General features: G+C 60.3%; 18 protein-coding genes and 1 pseudogene. 11 read left to right on the forward strand and 8 right to left on the reverse strand.

Annotated features, from left to right (window positions below; translation table 11 throughout):
- Window positions 1-48 precede the first annotated feature (48 nt).
- The 6 genes from ACODR8_RS14955 to ACODR8_RS14980 form a co-directional block, all read right to left on the reverse strand.
- Entirely contained in the window at window positions 49-1362 is a 1314-nt protein-coding gene (locus ACODR8_RS14955; RefSeq protein WP_489008057.1) for an alginate export family protein, read from the reverse strand.
- 28 nt (window positions 1363-1390) lie between these two features.
- Window positions 1391-1828, reverse strand: a complete 438-nt coding sequence (locus ACODR8_RS14960; RefSeq protein ID WP_489007996.1) for a DoxX family protein — start codon at window positions 1826-1828, stop codon at window positions 1391-1393.
- A 102-nt stretch (window positions 1829-1930) separates the two neighbouring features.
- Window positions 1931-3856: an amidohydrolase gene (locus ACODR8_RS14965; RefSeq protein ID WP_489007997.1), complete on the reverse strand. Its 1926-nt coding sequence runs from the start codon at window positions 3854-3856 to the stop codon at window positions 1931-1933.
- Window positions 3853-4101 carry a XapX domain-containing protein gene (locus ACODR8_RS14970; protein WP_489007998.1) on the reverse strand — a complete coding sequence of 83 codons (249 nt, stop codon included), beginning with the start codon at window positions 4099-4101 and terminating at the stop codon, window positions 3853-3855. Before ACODR8_RS14970 ends, ACODR8_RS14965 begins: the two co-directional genes overlap by 4 nt.
- 22 nt (window positions 4102-4123) lie before the next feature.
- Entirely contained in the window at window positions 4124-4963 is an 840-nt protein-coding gene (locus ACODR8_RS14975) for an alpha/beta fold hydrolase (protein WP_489007999.1), read from the reverse strand.
- Between the two features lie 65 nt (window positions 4964-5028).
- Window positions 5029-5685, reverse strand: a complete 657-nt coding sequence (locus ACODR8_RS14980) for an isochorismatase family protein (RefSeq protein WP_489008000.1) — start codon at window positions 5683-5685, stop codon at window positions 5029-5031.
- 231 nt (window positions 5686-5916) lie between these two features.
- Between ACODR8_RS14980 and ACODR8_RS14985 the strand changes: the two are divergent.
- The 11 genes and pseudogenes from ACODR8_RS14985 to ACODR8_RS15035 form a co-directional block, all read left to right on the forward strand.
- Window positions 5917-6075 (forward strand): annotated as a pseudogene (locus tag ACODR8_RS14985) (4-hydroxyproline epimerase); the annotation flags it as partial.
- Between the two features lie 457 nt (window positions 6076-6532).
- On the forward strand, window positions 6533-7360 hold the full coding sequence (gene purU / locus ACODR8_RS14990) for a formyltetrahydrofolate deformylase (protein WP_489008058.1): 828 nt from the start codon (window positions 6533-6535) through the stop codon (window positions 7358-7360).
- 13 nt (window positions 7361-7373) lie between these two features.
- The gene (locus ACODR8_RS14995) at window positions 7374-7622 is read left to right on the forward strand and encodes a Rossmann-fold NAD(P)-binding domain-containing protein (RefSeq protein ID WP_489008001.1); all 249 of its coding nucleotides are present in this window, start codon (window positions 7374-7376) and stop codon (window positions 7620-7622) included.
- Window positions 7622-8044 (forward strand): dihydroneopterin aldolase, encoded by a 423-nt coding sequence (locus ACODR8_RS15000; protein WP_489008002.1) that lies wholly within the window; start codon window positions 7622-7624, stop codon window positions 8042-8044. Before ACODR8_RS14995 ends, ACODR8_RS15000 begins: the two co-directional genes overlap by 1 nt.
- 2 nt (window positions 8045-8046) lie before the next feature.
- Complete coding sequence (locus ACODR8_RS15005) at window positions 8047-8937, forward strand: dioxygenase family protein (protein ID WP_489008003.1); 891 nt, start codon at window positions 8047-8049, stop codon at window positions 8935-8937.
- A gap of 29 nt (window positions 8938-8966) precedes the next feature.
- Complete coding sequence (gene hpaH, locus ACODR8_RS15010; protein ID WP_489008004.1) at window positions 8967-9749, forward strand: 2-oxo-hept-4-ene-1,7-dioate hydratase; 783 nt, start codon at window positions 8967-8969, stop codon at window positions 9747-9749.
- Window positions 9746-10519, forward strand: coding sequence for an aldolase/citrate lyase family protein (locus ACODR8_RS15015; RefSeq protein WP_489008005.1), 774 nt, complete (start codon window positions 9746-9748; stop codon window positions 10517-10519). The genes hpaH and ACODR8_RS15015 overlap by 4 nt, the downstream gene beginning before the upstream one ends.
- Window positions 10520-10548: 29 nt before the next feature.
- A complete protein-coding gene (locus tag ACODR8_RS15020) occupies window positions 10549-11196 on the forward strand; it encodes a transporter substrate-binding domain-containing protein (protein WP_489008006.1) in 648 nt (215 codons plus the stop codon).
- Between the two features lie 236 nt (window positions 11197-11432).
- Window positions 11433-11828: a MarR family transcriptional regulator gene (locus tag ACODR8_RS15025; protein ID WP_489008007.1), complete on the forward strand. Its 396-nt coding sequence runs from the start codon at window positions 11433-11435 to the stop codon at window positions 11826-11828.
- Window positions 11829-11917: 89 nt separating this feature from the next.
- Window positions 11918-13327: a vanillate/3-O-methylgallate O-demethylase gene (gene ligM, locus ACODR8_RS15030; RefSeq protein ID WP_489008008.1), complete on the forward strand. Its 1410-nt coding sequence runs from the start codon at window positions 11918-11920 to the stop codon at window positions 13325-13327.
- A gap of 41 nt (window positions 13328-13368) precedes the next feature.
- Window positions 13369-14214, forward strand: a complete 846-nt coding sequence (locus ACODR8_RS15035) for a methylenetetrahydrofolate reductase (protein WP_489008009.1) — start codon at window positions 13369-13371, stop codon at window positions 14212-14214.
- Window positions 14215-14324: 110 nt separating this feature from the next.
- On the opposite strand, the gene ACODR8_RS15040 is transcribed toward ACODR8_RS15035, so the two are convergent.
- Window positions 14325-15179, reverse strand: coding sequence for a sigma-70 family RNA polymerase sigma factor (locus ACODR8_RS15040; RefSeq protein WP_489008010.1), 855 nt, complete (start codon window positions 15177-15179; stop codon window positions 14325-14327).
- Window positions 15176-15631 carry a carboxymuconolactone decarboxylase family protein gene (locus ACODR8_RS15045; protein WP_489008011.1) on the reverse strand — a complete coding sequence of 152 codons (456 nt, stop codon included), beginning with the start codon at window positions 15629-15631 and terminating at the stop codon, window positions 15176-15178. The genes ACODR8_RS15040 and ACODR8_RS15045 overlap by 4 nt, the downstream gene beginning before the upstream one ends.
- Window positions 15632-15699 lie beyond the last annotated feature (68 nt).

Raw genomic sequence — 15699 nt, forward strand, 5'->3', positions numbered from 1 at the left:
CTCTCAGTCGAATAAGATCGTCAGATATGTTCGATAAATCAGAAAAGATCAGAAACGGAAATTGCTTTCCAGCCCCAGCATCAGGATAGTGCGCCCGGGGCCGGTCTGCCGGATGAAGGCACCCGGCGCGAAGGCGGAAACCGACGTGGACAATTCCCATTCCGGGCTGGCTTGCCAAGCCAACGTCGCTTCGGCCTCCTTGCCGATGGAGCGCGCGTCGCTGTCCCCTGCCGCGCGGATCAGGTTGCTAGGTATGTCATAGACGCCGTCGCCCCGGCTATAGCGCCAATAGGCCATGGCCGCGACACTGGCCGAAACGCCGCTCCCAAGATCGAAGTCGATACGCGGATTGACGCTGACGATGTTGGTCGGACCGACCGGCGACAATTCGCCGAAATATTTGCCCTTCGGAAACGGTGCGTTGAAGGTGTCGAGATGACCGTCCGCCGGATCGCGGTCGCCGCTCACGATGTTGAAGCGCAGGGTGGCGGCAGGCGACAGCGGCAGCGTGGGGAAATCGCGGCCGAATTCCGTGCCCAGCGTCCAGGCAGCGATGCGTTGGCCATCATAGGTGCCGAATTGGTAAAGGCCCTCGACATTCCAGCGCCAGTCACCGCGCTTGCCCTGCGACCGCAGGCCGATGCTGTGCCGAAGTTCGCGCCCGGTGGTTCCACCGAAGCGGGCCGCCCGGTTGCGGTAGCCCAGATAATAAATGTCCAGTGCAGGCAGCACAGCATAAGCGCCCCACAACGCCTTTGTGTCGGACGTCGCATCGTCGAAACTGGCGAGGCCTGGCTGGACCGGCTTGACCGCCAGCAGGCTGACGGTCGCCTTGCCGATCCGCACATCGGCGCGCGCGCCGTCGAATGCGAGCGGGACGTTGGGACCGTAGCGGGTGCCGACGATCCGTTCCGTGCCGAGCGAGAGCATCTGGCGTCCGGCCCGCAGTGTGACCGGCCCGATTTCTGCTTGCGCAAAGCCCTGTAGCAGGTCGACCCGGCTCTGGTCGATTGGACCGGCTGAGGGGGCCACGCCGACGGCATAGGCAGCGATTGGCTGGACAAAGGCCCGGAGTTTGCCGACATGCAGGTCGGCATAGGGCGTGGCGCGCAGCCACAGATAGCTGTCGTCCGGCGCATCCGCCCCGCCCCACAGGCTGTCGCGATAGCTTTCGCTACGCGCGCGCAGTTCGATGCCGGTGGAAAGCCAGGCATCGCCACCCAGCGGAATATATTTGAAAGCCTCCGTCCAGCGTCCGTCGCGGTTGGCGGGATCGGCCAGCCTGCTCCAATCCTCCTCATAGCGGGTATTGGTGAGCGTGGGCGGCTGCCACGGTTCTCCGCTTTGTGCGATCGCGGGCATCGCGACGCAGGCCAGCAGGAACAGCAGGCTACGCACGCGCACGCCGCCGGCGGGGCGAGAGGATGGCGACCAGCACGAACCCACCGACCAGACCCAGATGCTCGAAAAAGGCGTTCGTCGCCATGAAGCGATCCTGCTCCTGCCCGGAGATTGGCATCGTCCAGAAGGCGTTGGCGACCATCGCCGCCAGCAGTGTGAAAAGGCCCAACATCCCGGCACCCAACCAAGCAAGCCGGTCCAGCAGGATCAGGGCTGGGCCGATCAGTTCCACAGCGATCGTCGCGGCGGCGAACAGTGCGGCTGGCTGCATCCCGAAATGCGCCTGCTCCGCAATCGCGCCCTGCCAGTTGGCCAGTTTCATGATACCGCCCAGCAGATAAGGGCCGGTCAGCGCAACGCGGGCCAGGAAAGCGGTGCCGGGCCAATCAAGAAGGACGGCGACGAAGCGGGGATTGTCGATCGGCATGGTAATTCTCCTCCGTTCGCGCCGCATTGATGCACGGCACGTTGACGGGAATGGGTTGGCTTCCTTGGCCCCTCCCATTCCGGGGAGGGGCGCGTTTAGGCGTCAGACGGCCCAGCAGCCGCAGCCGAGCGATCCCCAGAAGCTCTGGACATCGGCGGCCGGCACTTTGGCACCCAATGCGGCGGCATGGTCGTGGCCGTGGACATTGCACGACGCGGCGCAACCGCAAGCCAAAGCCAGCTTCTGCGCCGTTTCGTCGCGGCGATAATGGCCGCCGAAGGTCGCGACCGGCGACCAGTCGGGCATCGCCTTGGGCGCAACCGGTGCCAACTGGCCAAAATCACCCTCGCCATAGACGATCTTGCCACCCAGCACGGTCAGGACCGAACGCAGATGCGCGATTTCGTCCTCCGCCACGCTGAAATAATCGTCGGATAGCAGCGCGAGGTCGGCCAGTTGCCCCGCTTTGATCTGTCCCTTTTTGCCCACCTCGTTGGAGAACCAGGTGTTGCGCTCGGTCCAAAGGCGCAACGCCGTTTCGCGGTCGAGCCGGTTGCGGACGGGATAAAGAGTCAGGCCGCCGACTGTTTTCGACGTGACCAGCCAGGACAGCGAAACCCATGGATTATAGCTGGCGACACGGGTGGCGTCGGTGCCGGCGCCCACGGGTACGCCCGCTGCCATCATCTTCTTGATCGGTGGCGTGGCCTCGGCGGCTTTTGCGCCATAGCGCTCGACGAAATATTCGCCCTGAAACGCCATCCGATGCTGTACCGCAATACCGCCGCCCAAGGCTGCGATCCGGTCGATATTGCGATCGCTGATCGTTTCGGCATGGTCGAAGAACCAGTTGAGCCCTGCAAGCGGAATATCCTTGTTCACCTTCTCGAACACGTCGAGCGCGCGGGATATCGTCTGGTCATAGGTGGCGTGCAGCCGCCATGGCCAGCGGCGCTCGGCCAGCAGCCGGATGACCGGTTCCAGATCGCCTTCCATCTCCGGGACCATATCCGGCCGGGCGACGCGGAAATCCTCGAAATCGGCGGCGGAATAGACCAGCATTTCGCCCGCGCCATTGTGACGATAGCTGTCGTCACCGTCACCCGGCTTGATCTGGGTCGACCAGCTCGCAAAATCCTTCAGCTCTTCCTTGGGCTTCTGGGTGAAGAGGTTGTAGGCGATGCGCAGGGTGAGTTCGCCATCCTTGTGCAGCTTGTCGATCACCGCATAATCATCGGGATAATTTTGCGATCCGCCACCTGCGTCAATGACGCTGGTCACGCCAAGCGAATTCAACTCGCGCATGAAATGTTTGGTGCTGTTGAGCTGATAGTCCGGGGGAAGCTTCGGCCCCTTGGCGAGCGTCGAATAGAGGATCGTCGCATTAGGCTGGGCCAGCAGCAGCCCGGTGGGATTGCCCTGCACATCGCGCACAATCTCGCCGCCCGGCGGGTTGGGCGTGTCCTTGGTATAGCCGACGGCGCGCAACGCAGCGGCGTTGAGCAGCGCGCGATCATAGAGGTGCAGGATGAACACCGGCGTGTCGGGCGCGGCGGCGTTGAACTCCGCGATAGTGGGCAGGCGCTTTTCGGCGAACTGATGTTCAGTGAACCCGCCAACCACGCGGAGCCATTGGGGCGGCGGGGTATTTTCCGCCTGGCGCTTGAGCATCGCCATCGCTTCGGACAGACTCGGCACCCCTTCCCAGCGCAGCTCCATATTATAATTCAAACCGCCGCGGATGACGTGGATATGGCTGTCGATCAGGCCGGGGATCAGGCGGCGGCCCTTCGCATCGATGACGGTTGCATCCGGGGCGGCGGCGGCGCGAACCTCCTGCTCGCTCCCCACGGCCAGGAACTTGCCGCCTCTTATCGCGACGGCCTCAGCCATCGGATTCTCGCGGTCAAGCGTCGTGACCTTGGCATTGATGAGAATGAGGTCGGTCGGGGTCATGGCGAAACACTCCGGTGCGCTAATAAGGGGGAGGCTGGCGGCACTGGCAAGCGCCTGTCTGCGGGTCATCATGCGTCGCGGCTCCGGTTGTCGGGCAGGTCGCCCAGCACATGAGGGGCGCAATCGGTCGCCACGAAACGGGTCAGTTCGGGCAAGGTGGCGAGGCGCTTTGCGATCGGGATCAGCTGTTCGCCCAGCAATATCCCTGCCAGTCCGACCAGTGCGATAACCGGCGGAGCGGGAGAACGGACACCCAACAGGCTATAGACGATGCCGACGATCAGCCCGGCGCCCAGCGCAAAAAAATAGGCTCTCATGTCCCTTCTCCCTTGTCTTGGCTCAGGACTGGATGAAGGCGAGGATGTCAGCGTTGAGCACGTCTGCATTCACGGTCAACATGCCGTGCGAATACCCTTCGTAGATTTTGAGCTTTGCGTTCGGCAGGATTTCGGCCTGAAGGACCCCGGCGTTCCGATAAGGCACGACCTGATCGTCATCCCCATGCAGCACCAGGGTAGGCACGGTGATGACCTTCAGATCATCGGTCTGGTCGGTCTCGGAGAAGGCCTTGATCCCTTCATAATGGGCAAGCGCACTACCCATCATCCCCTGACGCCACCAATTGTCGATGATGGCAGGTTTCACGTCCGCGCCTTCGCGATTGAACCCGTAGAAGGGACCAGCAGCGACATCGCGGAAGAATTGCGCCCGATTGGCGGCGAGGCCGGCACGCAGGCCGTCGAACACATCCATCGGCAGGCCGTCCGGATAGCGATCAGTCTTCAGCATGATCGGCGGCACCGCGCTGACCAGCACAGCCTTGGCCACCCGGCCCTGCGGCAAGCCATGACGGGCGACATAGGCGGCGACTTCGCCGCCGCCGGTCGAATGGCCGATATGGATGGCGTTGCGAAGGTCCAGATGCTGCGCGACCGCGGCGGCGTCAGCGGCATAATGGGCCATGTCATGGCCGGAATCGACCTGGGCGGAGCGACCGTGCCCGCGGCGGTCATGCGCAACGACGCGGAAGCCTTTTGACAGGAAGAACAGCATCTGCGCGTCCCAATCGTCCGACGAGAGCGGCCAGCCATGATGGAACATGATGGGTTGGGCGTCCTTACTGCCCCAGTCCTTGTAGAAGATGTCAATGCCATCGGTGGTGGTAACGAAGTTGCTCATGGAAAATTCCTTTGCAGACAGTGGGAAAGGGACGGCCGGGATCAGCCCCGGCCGCCCGAACCGGATCAGTGCGATTCCGATGCGTTGAACATCGTCTTGGCGTATGTGATGCCCAGGCCGTAAGCGCCGCCCCATTTCTTCGCGATACCGGTGGTCATGTCGTAGGTTTCGGTCCGCGCCCAGTCGCGCTGCAGTTCGAGCAGATATTGGAGCGAGGTCATTGGCTTAGCGCCAAGCTGGATCATGCGTTCGACGGCCCGCTCATGCGCTTCCTCTGAAATGTCGCCACAGGCATCCGCGATGAAATAGACGTCGAAACCCTGGTCGATGGCCGAGGCGACGGGGCCGACTATGCAGACCGATGTCCACAGGCCTGCGAAGATCACACGCTCTTTGCCGATGCGGTTGACCTCGTCGATGACAGCAGCGTCCTCCCAGGTATTCATCGACGTGCGGTCGAGCAGCGTCTGGCCGGGAAAGGCGTCGGTAATCTCGCTGAACATCGGGCCGGAGAAGCTGTCGACGGCGACGGTGGTCAGGATGGTGGAGACATTGAAGCCGGCGGCGGCGTTGGCGACCAGCGCGGCGTTGTTGCGCAACAGTTCAGTGGATATGGACTTGGTGGCGAAGGCCATCTGCGACTGGAAGTCGATCATGATCAGCGTGTGATCATTGGCGGAAATCAGGGACTTGCCGGGGGAAGGGGTGGCGATGATGGTCATGATATGTCTCCGTTTTGAAGGGCAGCTCTGGTTTGCTCCGGCCGTGGATGCAGCTCTAACGCTCGGCATTGCATCAAAACAGTAGGATAATTCTGTCCTTACTTTTCTATTTTTTAGAACGATAAACGATGAAGTTTTGCTTTGCGCCGTTGATGTTATCGACGACCTGCACCTCTCAAGAATCGCATCTTTCAAGGGCGTTGCCGACCACACCGGCCTGCCGATCATGCTATACAACAACCCTCCGGCCTATCGCACCGTGATCGATCGCTGCTGTGCGGCGCGTCCAGGTCGGAACGGCGACAGGATTTCCTGAACCGCTTCGACTGGATTTGTACTGGCCTCTGCTTCGAACCGCGCGGCGATGACATGATGTCGGGCGGCTTCCTCTAAGCGTCGACGGAAAATGGCGTTGACGCACCCTATCACCTTTTCCGGCGTGTCCGGGGCGCCCATTTTTTCGCGACCGCTTCCAGCTTTTTCTCGCCAGAGGGATGCCAGGCTTGGTATTAGGGTCGTGGTCATCACCGAGGATCTCGAGCGCCTCTTCATGATATCATGTTGGGGGTCGCCCAGTGCTTCGAGCTTTTTAGCATAGCCCCACGGCCGTTTCCGTCAGGGAAACCCCGAATTCGTCATATAGCCACCGCGCAAGACCAATCAGTCGCCAGCCCTCCCACCGGCCGCCATTGATGCAGAATTCGCCGCTTTGGGAATCCCCTACGTCTGTCAGCATCACAGGAGGTTGGCATTATATAACCGTCGGGTTGAAATTGATGAACATGTTAAGTATATGGTAATCTTGGTTGACGGGGAGGCTTTGGTGATAGCGCGCTATATCTTGACAATGTCGTGTGAAAACAGACCTGGGCTGGTCGCGGCGGTTGCCGGGGCGTTGGCTGCGGCGGGTGGCAATATCGTAGAGGCCCAGCAATTCGACGAAGCGAGTACCGGGCGTTTTTTCATGCGCGTGGTATATGACGCGGAGGCGGACGCAGCGTCCGCTTTCGCCGATGCGTTTGCGGAACTTGCTCGCTCACGTGGCTTTGTGTGGAAAATCAGCCTCGCCAGCCGTGCCAAAAATGTTCTCTTACTGGTTTCCAAGTTTGACCATTGTCTAGGCGACTTGCTTTACCGCCATCGCATTGGCGAACTGCCGATGAACGTCGTGGGGATTATCTCCAACCACCCGCGCGAATTGTTGAAGGTGTCACTGCTCGATCCCTTCGAATTTCATTATCTGCCGGTCACGAAGGATAGCAAGGCGCAGCAGGAAGCAGAAATAAAGGCGATCGTAGAAACGTCCAAGGCGGACCTCGTCGTTCTGGCGCGCTATATGCAAATTCTATCGGATGACCTCGCCGAATTCCTGTCCGGGCGATGCATCAACATTCATCACAGCTTTTTGCCCGGTTTCAAGGGGGCGAAGCCCTACCACCAAGCCTTTGCGCGGGGCGTAAAAATGATCGGCGCGACAGCGCATTATGTGACTGGCGATCTCGATGAAGGTCCGATCATCGCGCAGGATGTTGAGCAGATCAGTCATACCGACACCCCTGAAGATCTCGTTCGCAAGGGGCGTGACATCGAGCGGCGGGTATTGGCGCGCGCCGTCAGTTACCACTTGCAGGACCGTGTCCTGTTGAGTGGTGGCCGTACCATCGTATTCGGATAGGGAGCGAAGGCTGATGGCCTACCTGATCGACGGACAGCATCTGGCGCTGGGCGACTGGGTGAAGCCAGGCGCGATGGCGATCAATGTTGGTATCAACCATATCCTACGCGATGGCCAGACCAGAATAGCTGGGGACGTTAGGCGGGAGGAAATGTCTCAGGCTGCGGCCATCACGCCGGTTCCGGGAGGCGTTGGACCAATGAGCATGGCCCGCTTGCTGGAAAACATTGTTTACGCGGCGCTTCGAGCGCAGGCGGCTTGATGACCGTCTTGGAACCTGGAACCGCATTCGGACACGATCAGGCGGACCGCACGCGCTGCTTCGTGTCGCTTGCCGGGCTCCTTCTGGAGGCCAGTATCGGAGTTTACAGTCACGAACGAAACAACCTCCAATCGCTGATTGTGAATGTTGAGGCCGAGGTTGATCCGCCTACCGAGGATCGGCTTGAGCAGACGCTGGATTACACAGTCATCGCCGATCTCGCTCGGTCGCTTGCCCAAAGGCATATTGCGCTGGTCGAGACCTTTGCGCGTCGTTTGGCCGAGGAGTGTCTCAGGCAACCCGGCGTACGCATGGTCGATGTGTCGTTGGTAAAGCCCGCTGCAATTGCAAACGCCTCCGCCGGCGCTCGCATCAGAATAGCGACACGCAAATGCGTTGATCGGTATCAACAAGGAGAATAGCGATGATTAAATATGAGAGCGATGTCACGCCGGCGGTGTTGGCGGTTATGGAGCGCACTGCCGATCCCCGGCTTCGTGAAATCATGGTGTCTCTGATCAAGCACCTTCATGGCTTTGTCCGTGACGTGCGATTGTCGGAACGTGAATTTCGCGAAGCGACAGCCATTATCAACGAAATGGGGAAGCTGACGAGCGATTCTCATAATGAGCCAGTTCTTATGGCCGGATCACTTGGAGTGTCCACTCTCGTCTGTCTGCTCAACAATGGCGAAATGGGCAAGCAGGAAACGTCGCAGAATTTGCTTGGACCGTTCTGGCGAATGAGTTCGCCTCGGACGGAGAACGGAGGCTCCATTGTTCGTTCGCACACGCACGGGGCGCCCTTGTTTGTGACCGGACGCGTCGTCGATGTGACAGGCGCGCCGATCGCGGGTGCGGAGGTTGACATCTGGCATGCCTCACCGGTCGGCTTCTATGAGAACCAGGACCCAGAGCAGGCCGAGATGAATTTGCGCGGCAAGTTTACGACTGATGAAGATGGGCATTTCTGGCTAACGACCGTCAAGATGAGCGGCTATCCGGTTCCGATGGATGGCGTGGTAGGCCGACTACTGACGGCGCAGGGCCGTCACCCATATCGTCCAGCTCACCTTCACGCGCTGATTCTCAAGCAGGGATATAAGGTGCTGATCAGCCAGGTCTACGACCCTGCCGATCCGCATATTGAAACAGATGTGCAGTTCGGCGTTACCGAAGCGACAATGGGAAATTATCTGCGTCATGACGATCCGCATCCAAGCGATTCTTCGGTGACCGCGCCCTGGTACTCGCTCGACTACACTTATGTGATGGAAGCTGGTGATACCGTGCTTCCTCGCGCGCCCATCAAATAAGGCCGGCGAAACGAACAAGGAGACCAATTGTGCTGACCGAGGATGAAATCCGACAGGCTGCAGATGCAATACTGCATGCCGAGACCAGCAAGGTGCCGACCCCGCAACTATCCAGGCTGTTCCCGAATATGGGCATCGAGGATGCCTATCGAGTGCAGGATTTGTGGGCGGAGGCTCGCTTCGCGAAAGGTGCCAAACTGGCTGGACACAAGATCGGGTTGACCAGCCGCGCGATGCAGATGGCGTCCAAGATGACCGAGCCAGACTATGGCCGGATTCTTGACGATGCGTTCTACAATGATGGTGCGGTCATTGCGGCGTCGGACTTCCTGAAACCACGCCTTGAGGTGGAATTGGCGTTCATCATGGCGGAGGATCTGGAGGGTCCCGGCAAGCGCATATATGATGTCCTGCGCGCCACCGAAGTGGTCGTTCCAGCGCTGGAAATTATCGACTACCGAACGGAGGTCCCCCGCGACATTGTCGACACGATTGCGGACAACGCGGCATTCGGCGCGATCGTGGTCGGCGGGCGTCCGGTACGCCCCTATGACGTCGATATCCGCTGGATCGGCGCAACATTATCAAAAAACGGAATCATCGAAGAATCCGGGGTATCGGCTGCGGTGATGGGACACCCGGCGGCTGGAGTGGCATGGCTTGTGAACAAGCTGCACGCGGTTGGCGCTGGTCTCAAAAAAGGCCAGATCGTCCTCGGCGGATCGTTCACCCGACCCGTTGACATTGCCGCTGGCGACTCCATCCAGGTCGACTACGGGCATCTTGGTGCGATCGGGGTATCGTTTCGATGATGCCCATGCCCGCCAACCGGTTCAAGCGCGCGATCGGTGAAGGTCGCCAGCAGATCGGGTTATGGTCCACACTGTCCACCGCCTTCGCGGCGGAGGCGGTTGCGGGCGCCGGCTTCGACTGGCTGCTGCTCGACACCGAACACTCGCCCGCGGACGTCCTCACCGTGTTGCCGCAGCTTCAAGCGCTGTCGGGGTTCCCCGATGTTTCGCCGGTCGTCCGCCCTGCCAGCAACGATCCCGTGTTGATCAAGCGATTTCTTGATATCGGTGCGCAGACCCTGCTCATTCCCTATGTCCAATGCGCACAGGAGGCACGAGCAGCGGTCGCGGCGGTCCGATACCCGCCGGGCGGCATTCGCGGCGTGTCGGCCCTGACGCGCGCGACAGGGTTTGGGCGGGTCGAGGGCTATGCCAGCAAAGCGGCCGACGAAACATGCCTGCTGGTGCAGATTGAAACCCGGGAAGGCTTGGATGCGCTGGAGGATATTGCAGCGGTGGACGGAGTCGATGGTGTTTTCATTGGCCCCGGCGATCTGGCTGCCAGCCTGGGGCATATTGGCGACCTGAGCCACCCGACCGTGGTTGGCGCGGTAGAAGACGCGATCCAGCGAGTAGCGGCGATGGGGAAGCCGTCCGGCATCCTGACAGGCGACCCGGCCTTCGCCGAACGCTGTATTGCTCTGGGAACCTGCTTCACCGCGGTCGGAGTGGATGTTGGCTTGTTGGCGCGCGCGGCCGACGCGCTGGTCCGCCGGTTCCGGGCCGCATGATTGACTGTCAGGTTGCGCGCCGGGCAGCGTTGGAGCAACTCGCCCCGAACGGCGTGATCCGTGTCGCACTGAACATGGGGAATGCGGCTACGGTCAGCATGGCAAACGCTCATCTGAGCGGACCCGCGCCAGATCTGGCCAAGCAACTGGCAGCTTGGACGGGGTTGCCGATCGAGTTCCTGCGATACAGATCTGCGGGGGAGGTCATCGAAGCGGCGCGGTCTGGCAATGTGTGGGATGTGGCGTTCCTCGCAATAGACCCCGCACGTGCTGCGATGTTTCATTTTACGGCGCCGTATCTTGCGATCGAAGCGGCTGCGGTGGTCTGGTCGTATTCGCAGCTTTCTGCGGCGGCGGAAATCGATACTCCGGGCCTGCTAATTGCTTCAAGCAAGGGCGCAGCCTATGACTTGATCCTCCAACGGACGTTGCGCCACGCCACTAGAGTGCCTTTCGATAACCCCGCCGAATCTATTGCAGGTTTCGAACGCGAGCGTCTCGATATATTGGTGGCCGTGCGGCAGATACTTGATCGCGTCATTCTGGGCCGCGACGACATGCGCATCCTTCCGGGCAGTGTTGCCACGATCGCCCATGCGGTCGCAATTCCCCTCGATCGCACAAGGGCGGCGGGCTTGCTCGACGAGTTCATCCGCGATAATAAAGGTCGGCCTTAAGGCCAGGGCGGTCAAAGATACAGGTGGCACATCAGTAATACGTGTGACGGACAGAGATATGGGTCAGCCTTCGCCGCGATTGCCCACCAAACGCGGCTGATCCAGGAGAATAGAATGACGATCGTGCCGAGATTCACCTTTCCCTCGGTGCGAGGTCACGCACGGTGACGGTTTCTCGGCAACTACCACCCTATCGCAGGTCGCTTGCGGGTCGTCTCCTGGCCGCACGCGAAGCGGTGACGGCGCCGATCCGACCGATTCTTCGTGAAGCCGGCATCTCCGAGCAGCAGTGGCGTGTATTGCGCGTTCTCATCGATCAAGGCGCCATCGATCTTTCCACTATCGCCAGCGGCGCTCTTTTGCGGGCGCCGAGCGTGACCCGCATCCTCCGCGAATTGCAGCATCGGCAACTGATAACGCGCAATCTCGATGTCCGGGATGCGCGGCGGTCGATCGTGACAATTTCCGCGACTGGCCGAGAGCTTGTAGACCGGACGACGCACGTAACTTTGCCGATGCTGGACCGCTATGCTGATGCCTTCGGCGTGGAACGCCTTGAAGCGCTGCTGTCGGAATTGGCGCTGCTTGTCGAGACGATCGCGGACCCCGACCAGCTGTTCGGCGAAGACTAGCGCAAAAGTGCCTTACGACAGCATTGAGGGGTGGACATCTGCCCGATTAATTACTACACATGATAAACAATTTATGGGGAGGACGATTTATGGGCGAGCGTAAGAGTTTGGAAGACGTGCTGAACCAGGCTGGTAATGCAGTCCAGCTTTTGCGGAACTCGCAAATTGGTGCCTATGTCTATCCGGTAGTCGCTCCAGAATTCTCGAATTGGCGTGACGAGCAACGCGCTTGGCGCGAGACGGCAGTGCTTTTCGATCAGTCCCATCACATGGTAGATCTATTCATTAAGGGTCCCGACGCGCTGCGTCTGATATCAGATACAGCGGTAAACTCGATGAGAGGCTTCGTTCCCGAAAAAGCCAAGCAATATGTCGCAGTGAGTCCTTCTGGTCATGTCATTGGCGACAGCGTTCTATTCTACCTTGCGGAAAACGAATTCGTGTCCGTCGGTCGCGCGCCAGCAGCCAACTGGCTTGCCTACCAAGCCGAGCGCGGTGGTTACGATGTCGAGGTGATACGCGACGACCGCTCGCCTTCCCGCCCGATGGGGAAGCCGGTGCGTCGCAAATTCTGGCGCTTTCAGATCCAGGGGCCGAACGCTTGGGCGGTGATCGAGAAGTTGAACGGCGGCAAGGTAGAGCAGCTTAATTTCTTCAACATGGGTTATATGAATATCGCAGGGCATAAGGTTCGTACCTTGCGCCATGGGATGGCTGGCGCGCCGGGCTTGGAACTCTGGGGTCCCTATGACGAGAGCGACGAAATCCGTGCGGCTATTTTGGAGGCAGGGCGGGAATTCGGCTTGGTTCATGTCGGTAGCCGGACTTATCCGTCGAACACGCTTGAGAGTGGCTGGATCGCCTCGCCACTGCCTGCCATCTATACGGGCGACGAATTGAAGCCCTACCGTGAATGGCTCGGTGCGGACAGCTACGAAGCGGCGGGCAGCATCGGAGGAAGCTTCACATCACCCAACATCGAGGATTACTACGTTACGCCTTACGAGATCGGCTATGGTTCTTTCGTGAAATTCGATCATGACTTCATCGGTCGCTCCGCGCTCGAAGGAATCGCTCCCGAAACGTCGCGTCGCAAAGTTACGCTTGCCTGGAACGGCGAAGATGTCGCCCGAATATTCACCTCGTTGTTTGATGGCAGCGATGTGCCGTTCAAATTCTTCGACCTGCCGCTCGCAAATTATGCATCTTCCAACTATGATCGCGTACTCGATGCCGATGGGAAGTCGATCGGTTTGTCGATGTTTACAGGCTATAGCTGGAACGAGAAGACTGCCCTCAGCCTGGCCATCGTCAATGCTGATGTGAACATTGGCGATGAAGTGCGGGTGGTCTGGGGCGAAGAAGAAGGCGGTACGCGTAAGACCACCGTCGAGCGGCACAAGCAGATGGAGGTCCGCGCCGTCGTTTCACCCGTGCCCTATTCCAAGGTTGCCCGGGAGGAATATGAAGGGGGCTGGCGCGTCAAGGCGCAGGGCTGAACGTGGTGAGTCCGGTGCAGTCGAGAGAGGCCGGTAAGAGGGTGAGCGCCGTCGAACTGGTAGAGCGTTTCTCGATCGAGATGACAGCCAAGGACGTCGACAGTCTGCGGGAAGCGGCGCCGATGCTCGGACCGCAAACTCCGGTCTCGGTAACTTATCTTCCGAATGAGGGGGAGGCGGCCCGGGTGGCTGCGGCGGCGTTGGTTCGCAAGCTTGGCTTCGTGCCAGTGCCGCACCTTTCCGCGCGGCGGATCGCGAGCGAAGCAGAGCTGAACGGCTATCTCAGTGCCTTGTCGCACGAGGCGGGCCTCGACCGCTGTTTCGTCGTCGCGGGGGATTGCGAACCGAAAGGTCCTTTTACCAATGCGCTCGATCTTATCCGCACCGGTCGGCTCGCGGCCTATGGGGTGAGGCGTGTTGGTATTGCCGGATATCCCGAAGGGCATCCCGAGATCTCAACAGAAATGTTGTGGCGCGCGCTGGTGGAGAAGCATCATGTCCTTCGTCAACTAGGCCATGAGCCGATCATCACCACCCAGTTCGCGTTCGACGCGGAGGCCATGCTAAGCTGGATTGCCGAAGTCCGCGCGCGCGATATTAGTTCGACGATTCGGTTGGGAGTACCGGGACCCGCCTCAGTGAAATCGCTGATGCGGTTCGCAGCGCGGTGTGGCGTAGGGGCATCGACCAAAGTCCTTCGTAAATATGGGATCTCAATTACCAAATTGATGACAGTGGCTGGTCCCGATCGCCTGCTATCAGAAATATCGGCGCGGCTTGACCCAGCGCTCCATGGTGATGTGCGCATACATCTCTACCCATTTGGCGGCCTTAAGCGAGCCGCGGATTGGGCGGCGGACTTCTCTTTGTCCCAGGCATGTCCCTAAGCGCAATCCGCTGCTCTGGGTCAGATCATTAAGCCCAACGTCGCGTACCGAACAATCGGGTTCGAGGGACGAAAACAGGCGGCTGAATGGCAAGGAAGGCGCGGTTCCGATCAGTGTATCAGCGCTTCTACGCGGTGGAGCTTATCGGGATTACGCATGACATAAATGGCTTTCACCCGATCGTCCTCGATCAGAAGCGCGGTCGTCTGCAATATGCCATCTGCCTCCCGCGTGACAAAACCGGGCAAGCCATTGACGAACGCCTGCCTGATCAGGTTCGGGGCACTCTGACGCAAGCGGAAGATCGCCAACAGGCCTCGCGTGACCTCCAGCGCACCCTTGAGGATACGCCCTGCAGCGGGACGCTTGCCGCCGCCGTCAGAATGGAAGCTGACATCGCTGGCGAGAAGGTCGTTTAGCATGGTTGCGTCCCCCGCGCGGGACGCTTCGAAAAAGGCGGCTGCGATGGCGAGGCCGTGGTCGCGCTCGACAGGATAGCGCGGCCTTTCGCTCCGCACATGCTCGCGTGCGCGGGCGGCCAACTGGCGGCACGCCGCGGCATCCCGGCCGATCAAGCGGGCGACATCGTCGAAGCTGTCCCCGAACACGTCATGCAGAAGGAACGCCGCCCGCTCGAGTGGAGAAAGCCGCTGCAGCGCCAGCATGAGGGGAAGGGTGATATCCTCCACCGGCTCATCCTCTACGATCGGTTCCGGGAGCCAGGGACCTACATAGTCCTCCCGCCGGACCCGCGCGGACTTGAGATGATCGAGACAGAGGCGCGTCACCGTGCGGCGGAGGAAAGCGGCCGGGACGCGGACGGCCCCCCTGTCGGTCTCCGACCAGCGTATGAAGGCCTCCTGTACGATATCCTCAGCATCGGCCATGGAGCCCAGCATCCGGTAGGCGACGCGCAGCAATGCCGCGCGCTGCCCCTGGAAGCTCTCGGTGCCTTCGTCGTTCACACTGGCCAGCCGAGCGCGGGGTTGTAGAGGTGGAAGCCGACAGCCAGCCGGTTCCAGCCGTTGATGACGTTGATCGCCAGCGTCAATTGCACCTGCTCCTCCTCACTGAACTCGGCCGACAGGGCGGCATAGACGGCATCTGGCGCCCGCCGGGCGGCGACCTGCGTCAGATGATCGGTCCAGTCGAGCGCTGCCCGTTCACGCTGGCTATAGCATGGCGCCTCCTCCCACGCGCTGAGCAAGTGGATGCGCTGTTCGGTTTCTCCCGCCCTCCGCGCATCGGATGTATGCATGTTCAGGCAGTTGGCGCAGCCGTTGATCTGGGACGCGCGGATTTTGACCAGTTCCAACAGACTTTTCTCCAGGCCGCATTTCTCTACCTGCATCGATAGATCATACCAGGCTTTGAAGAGAGGTCCGCCGGCGGCATAGACATTGGCACGGTCGTTCATGGGTCGGTTCCTTTGATAGCTGTTGGATACCTTCATGACGAGATGGCGCCGGGCGATGTGACATGGAC

The sequence above is a fragment of the Sphingobium sp. FG58 genome, from assembly GCF_057809055.1.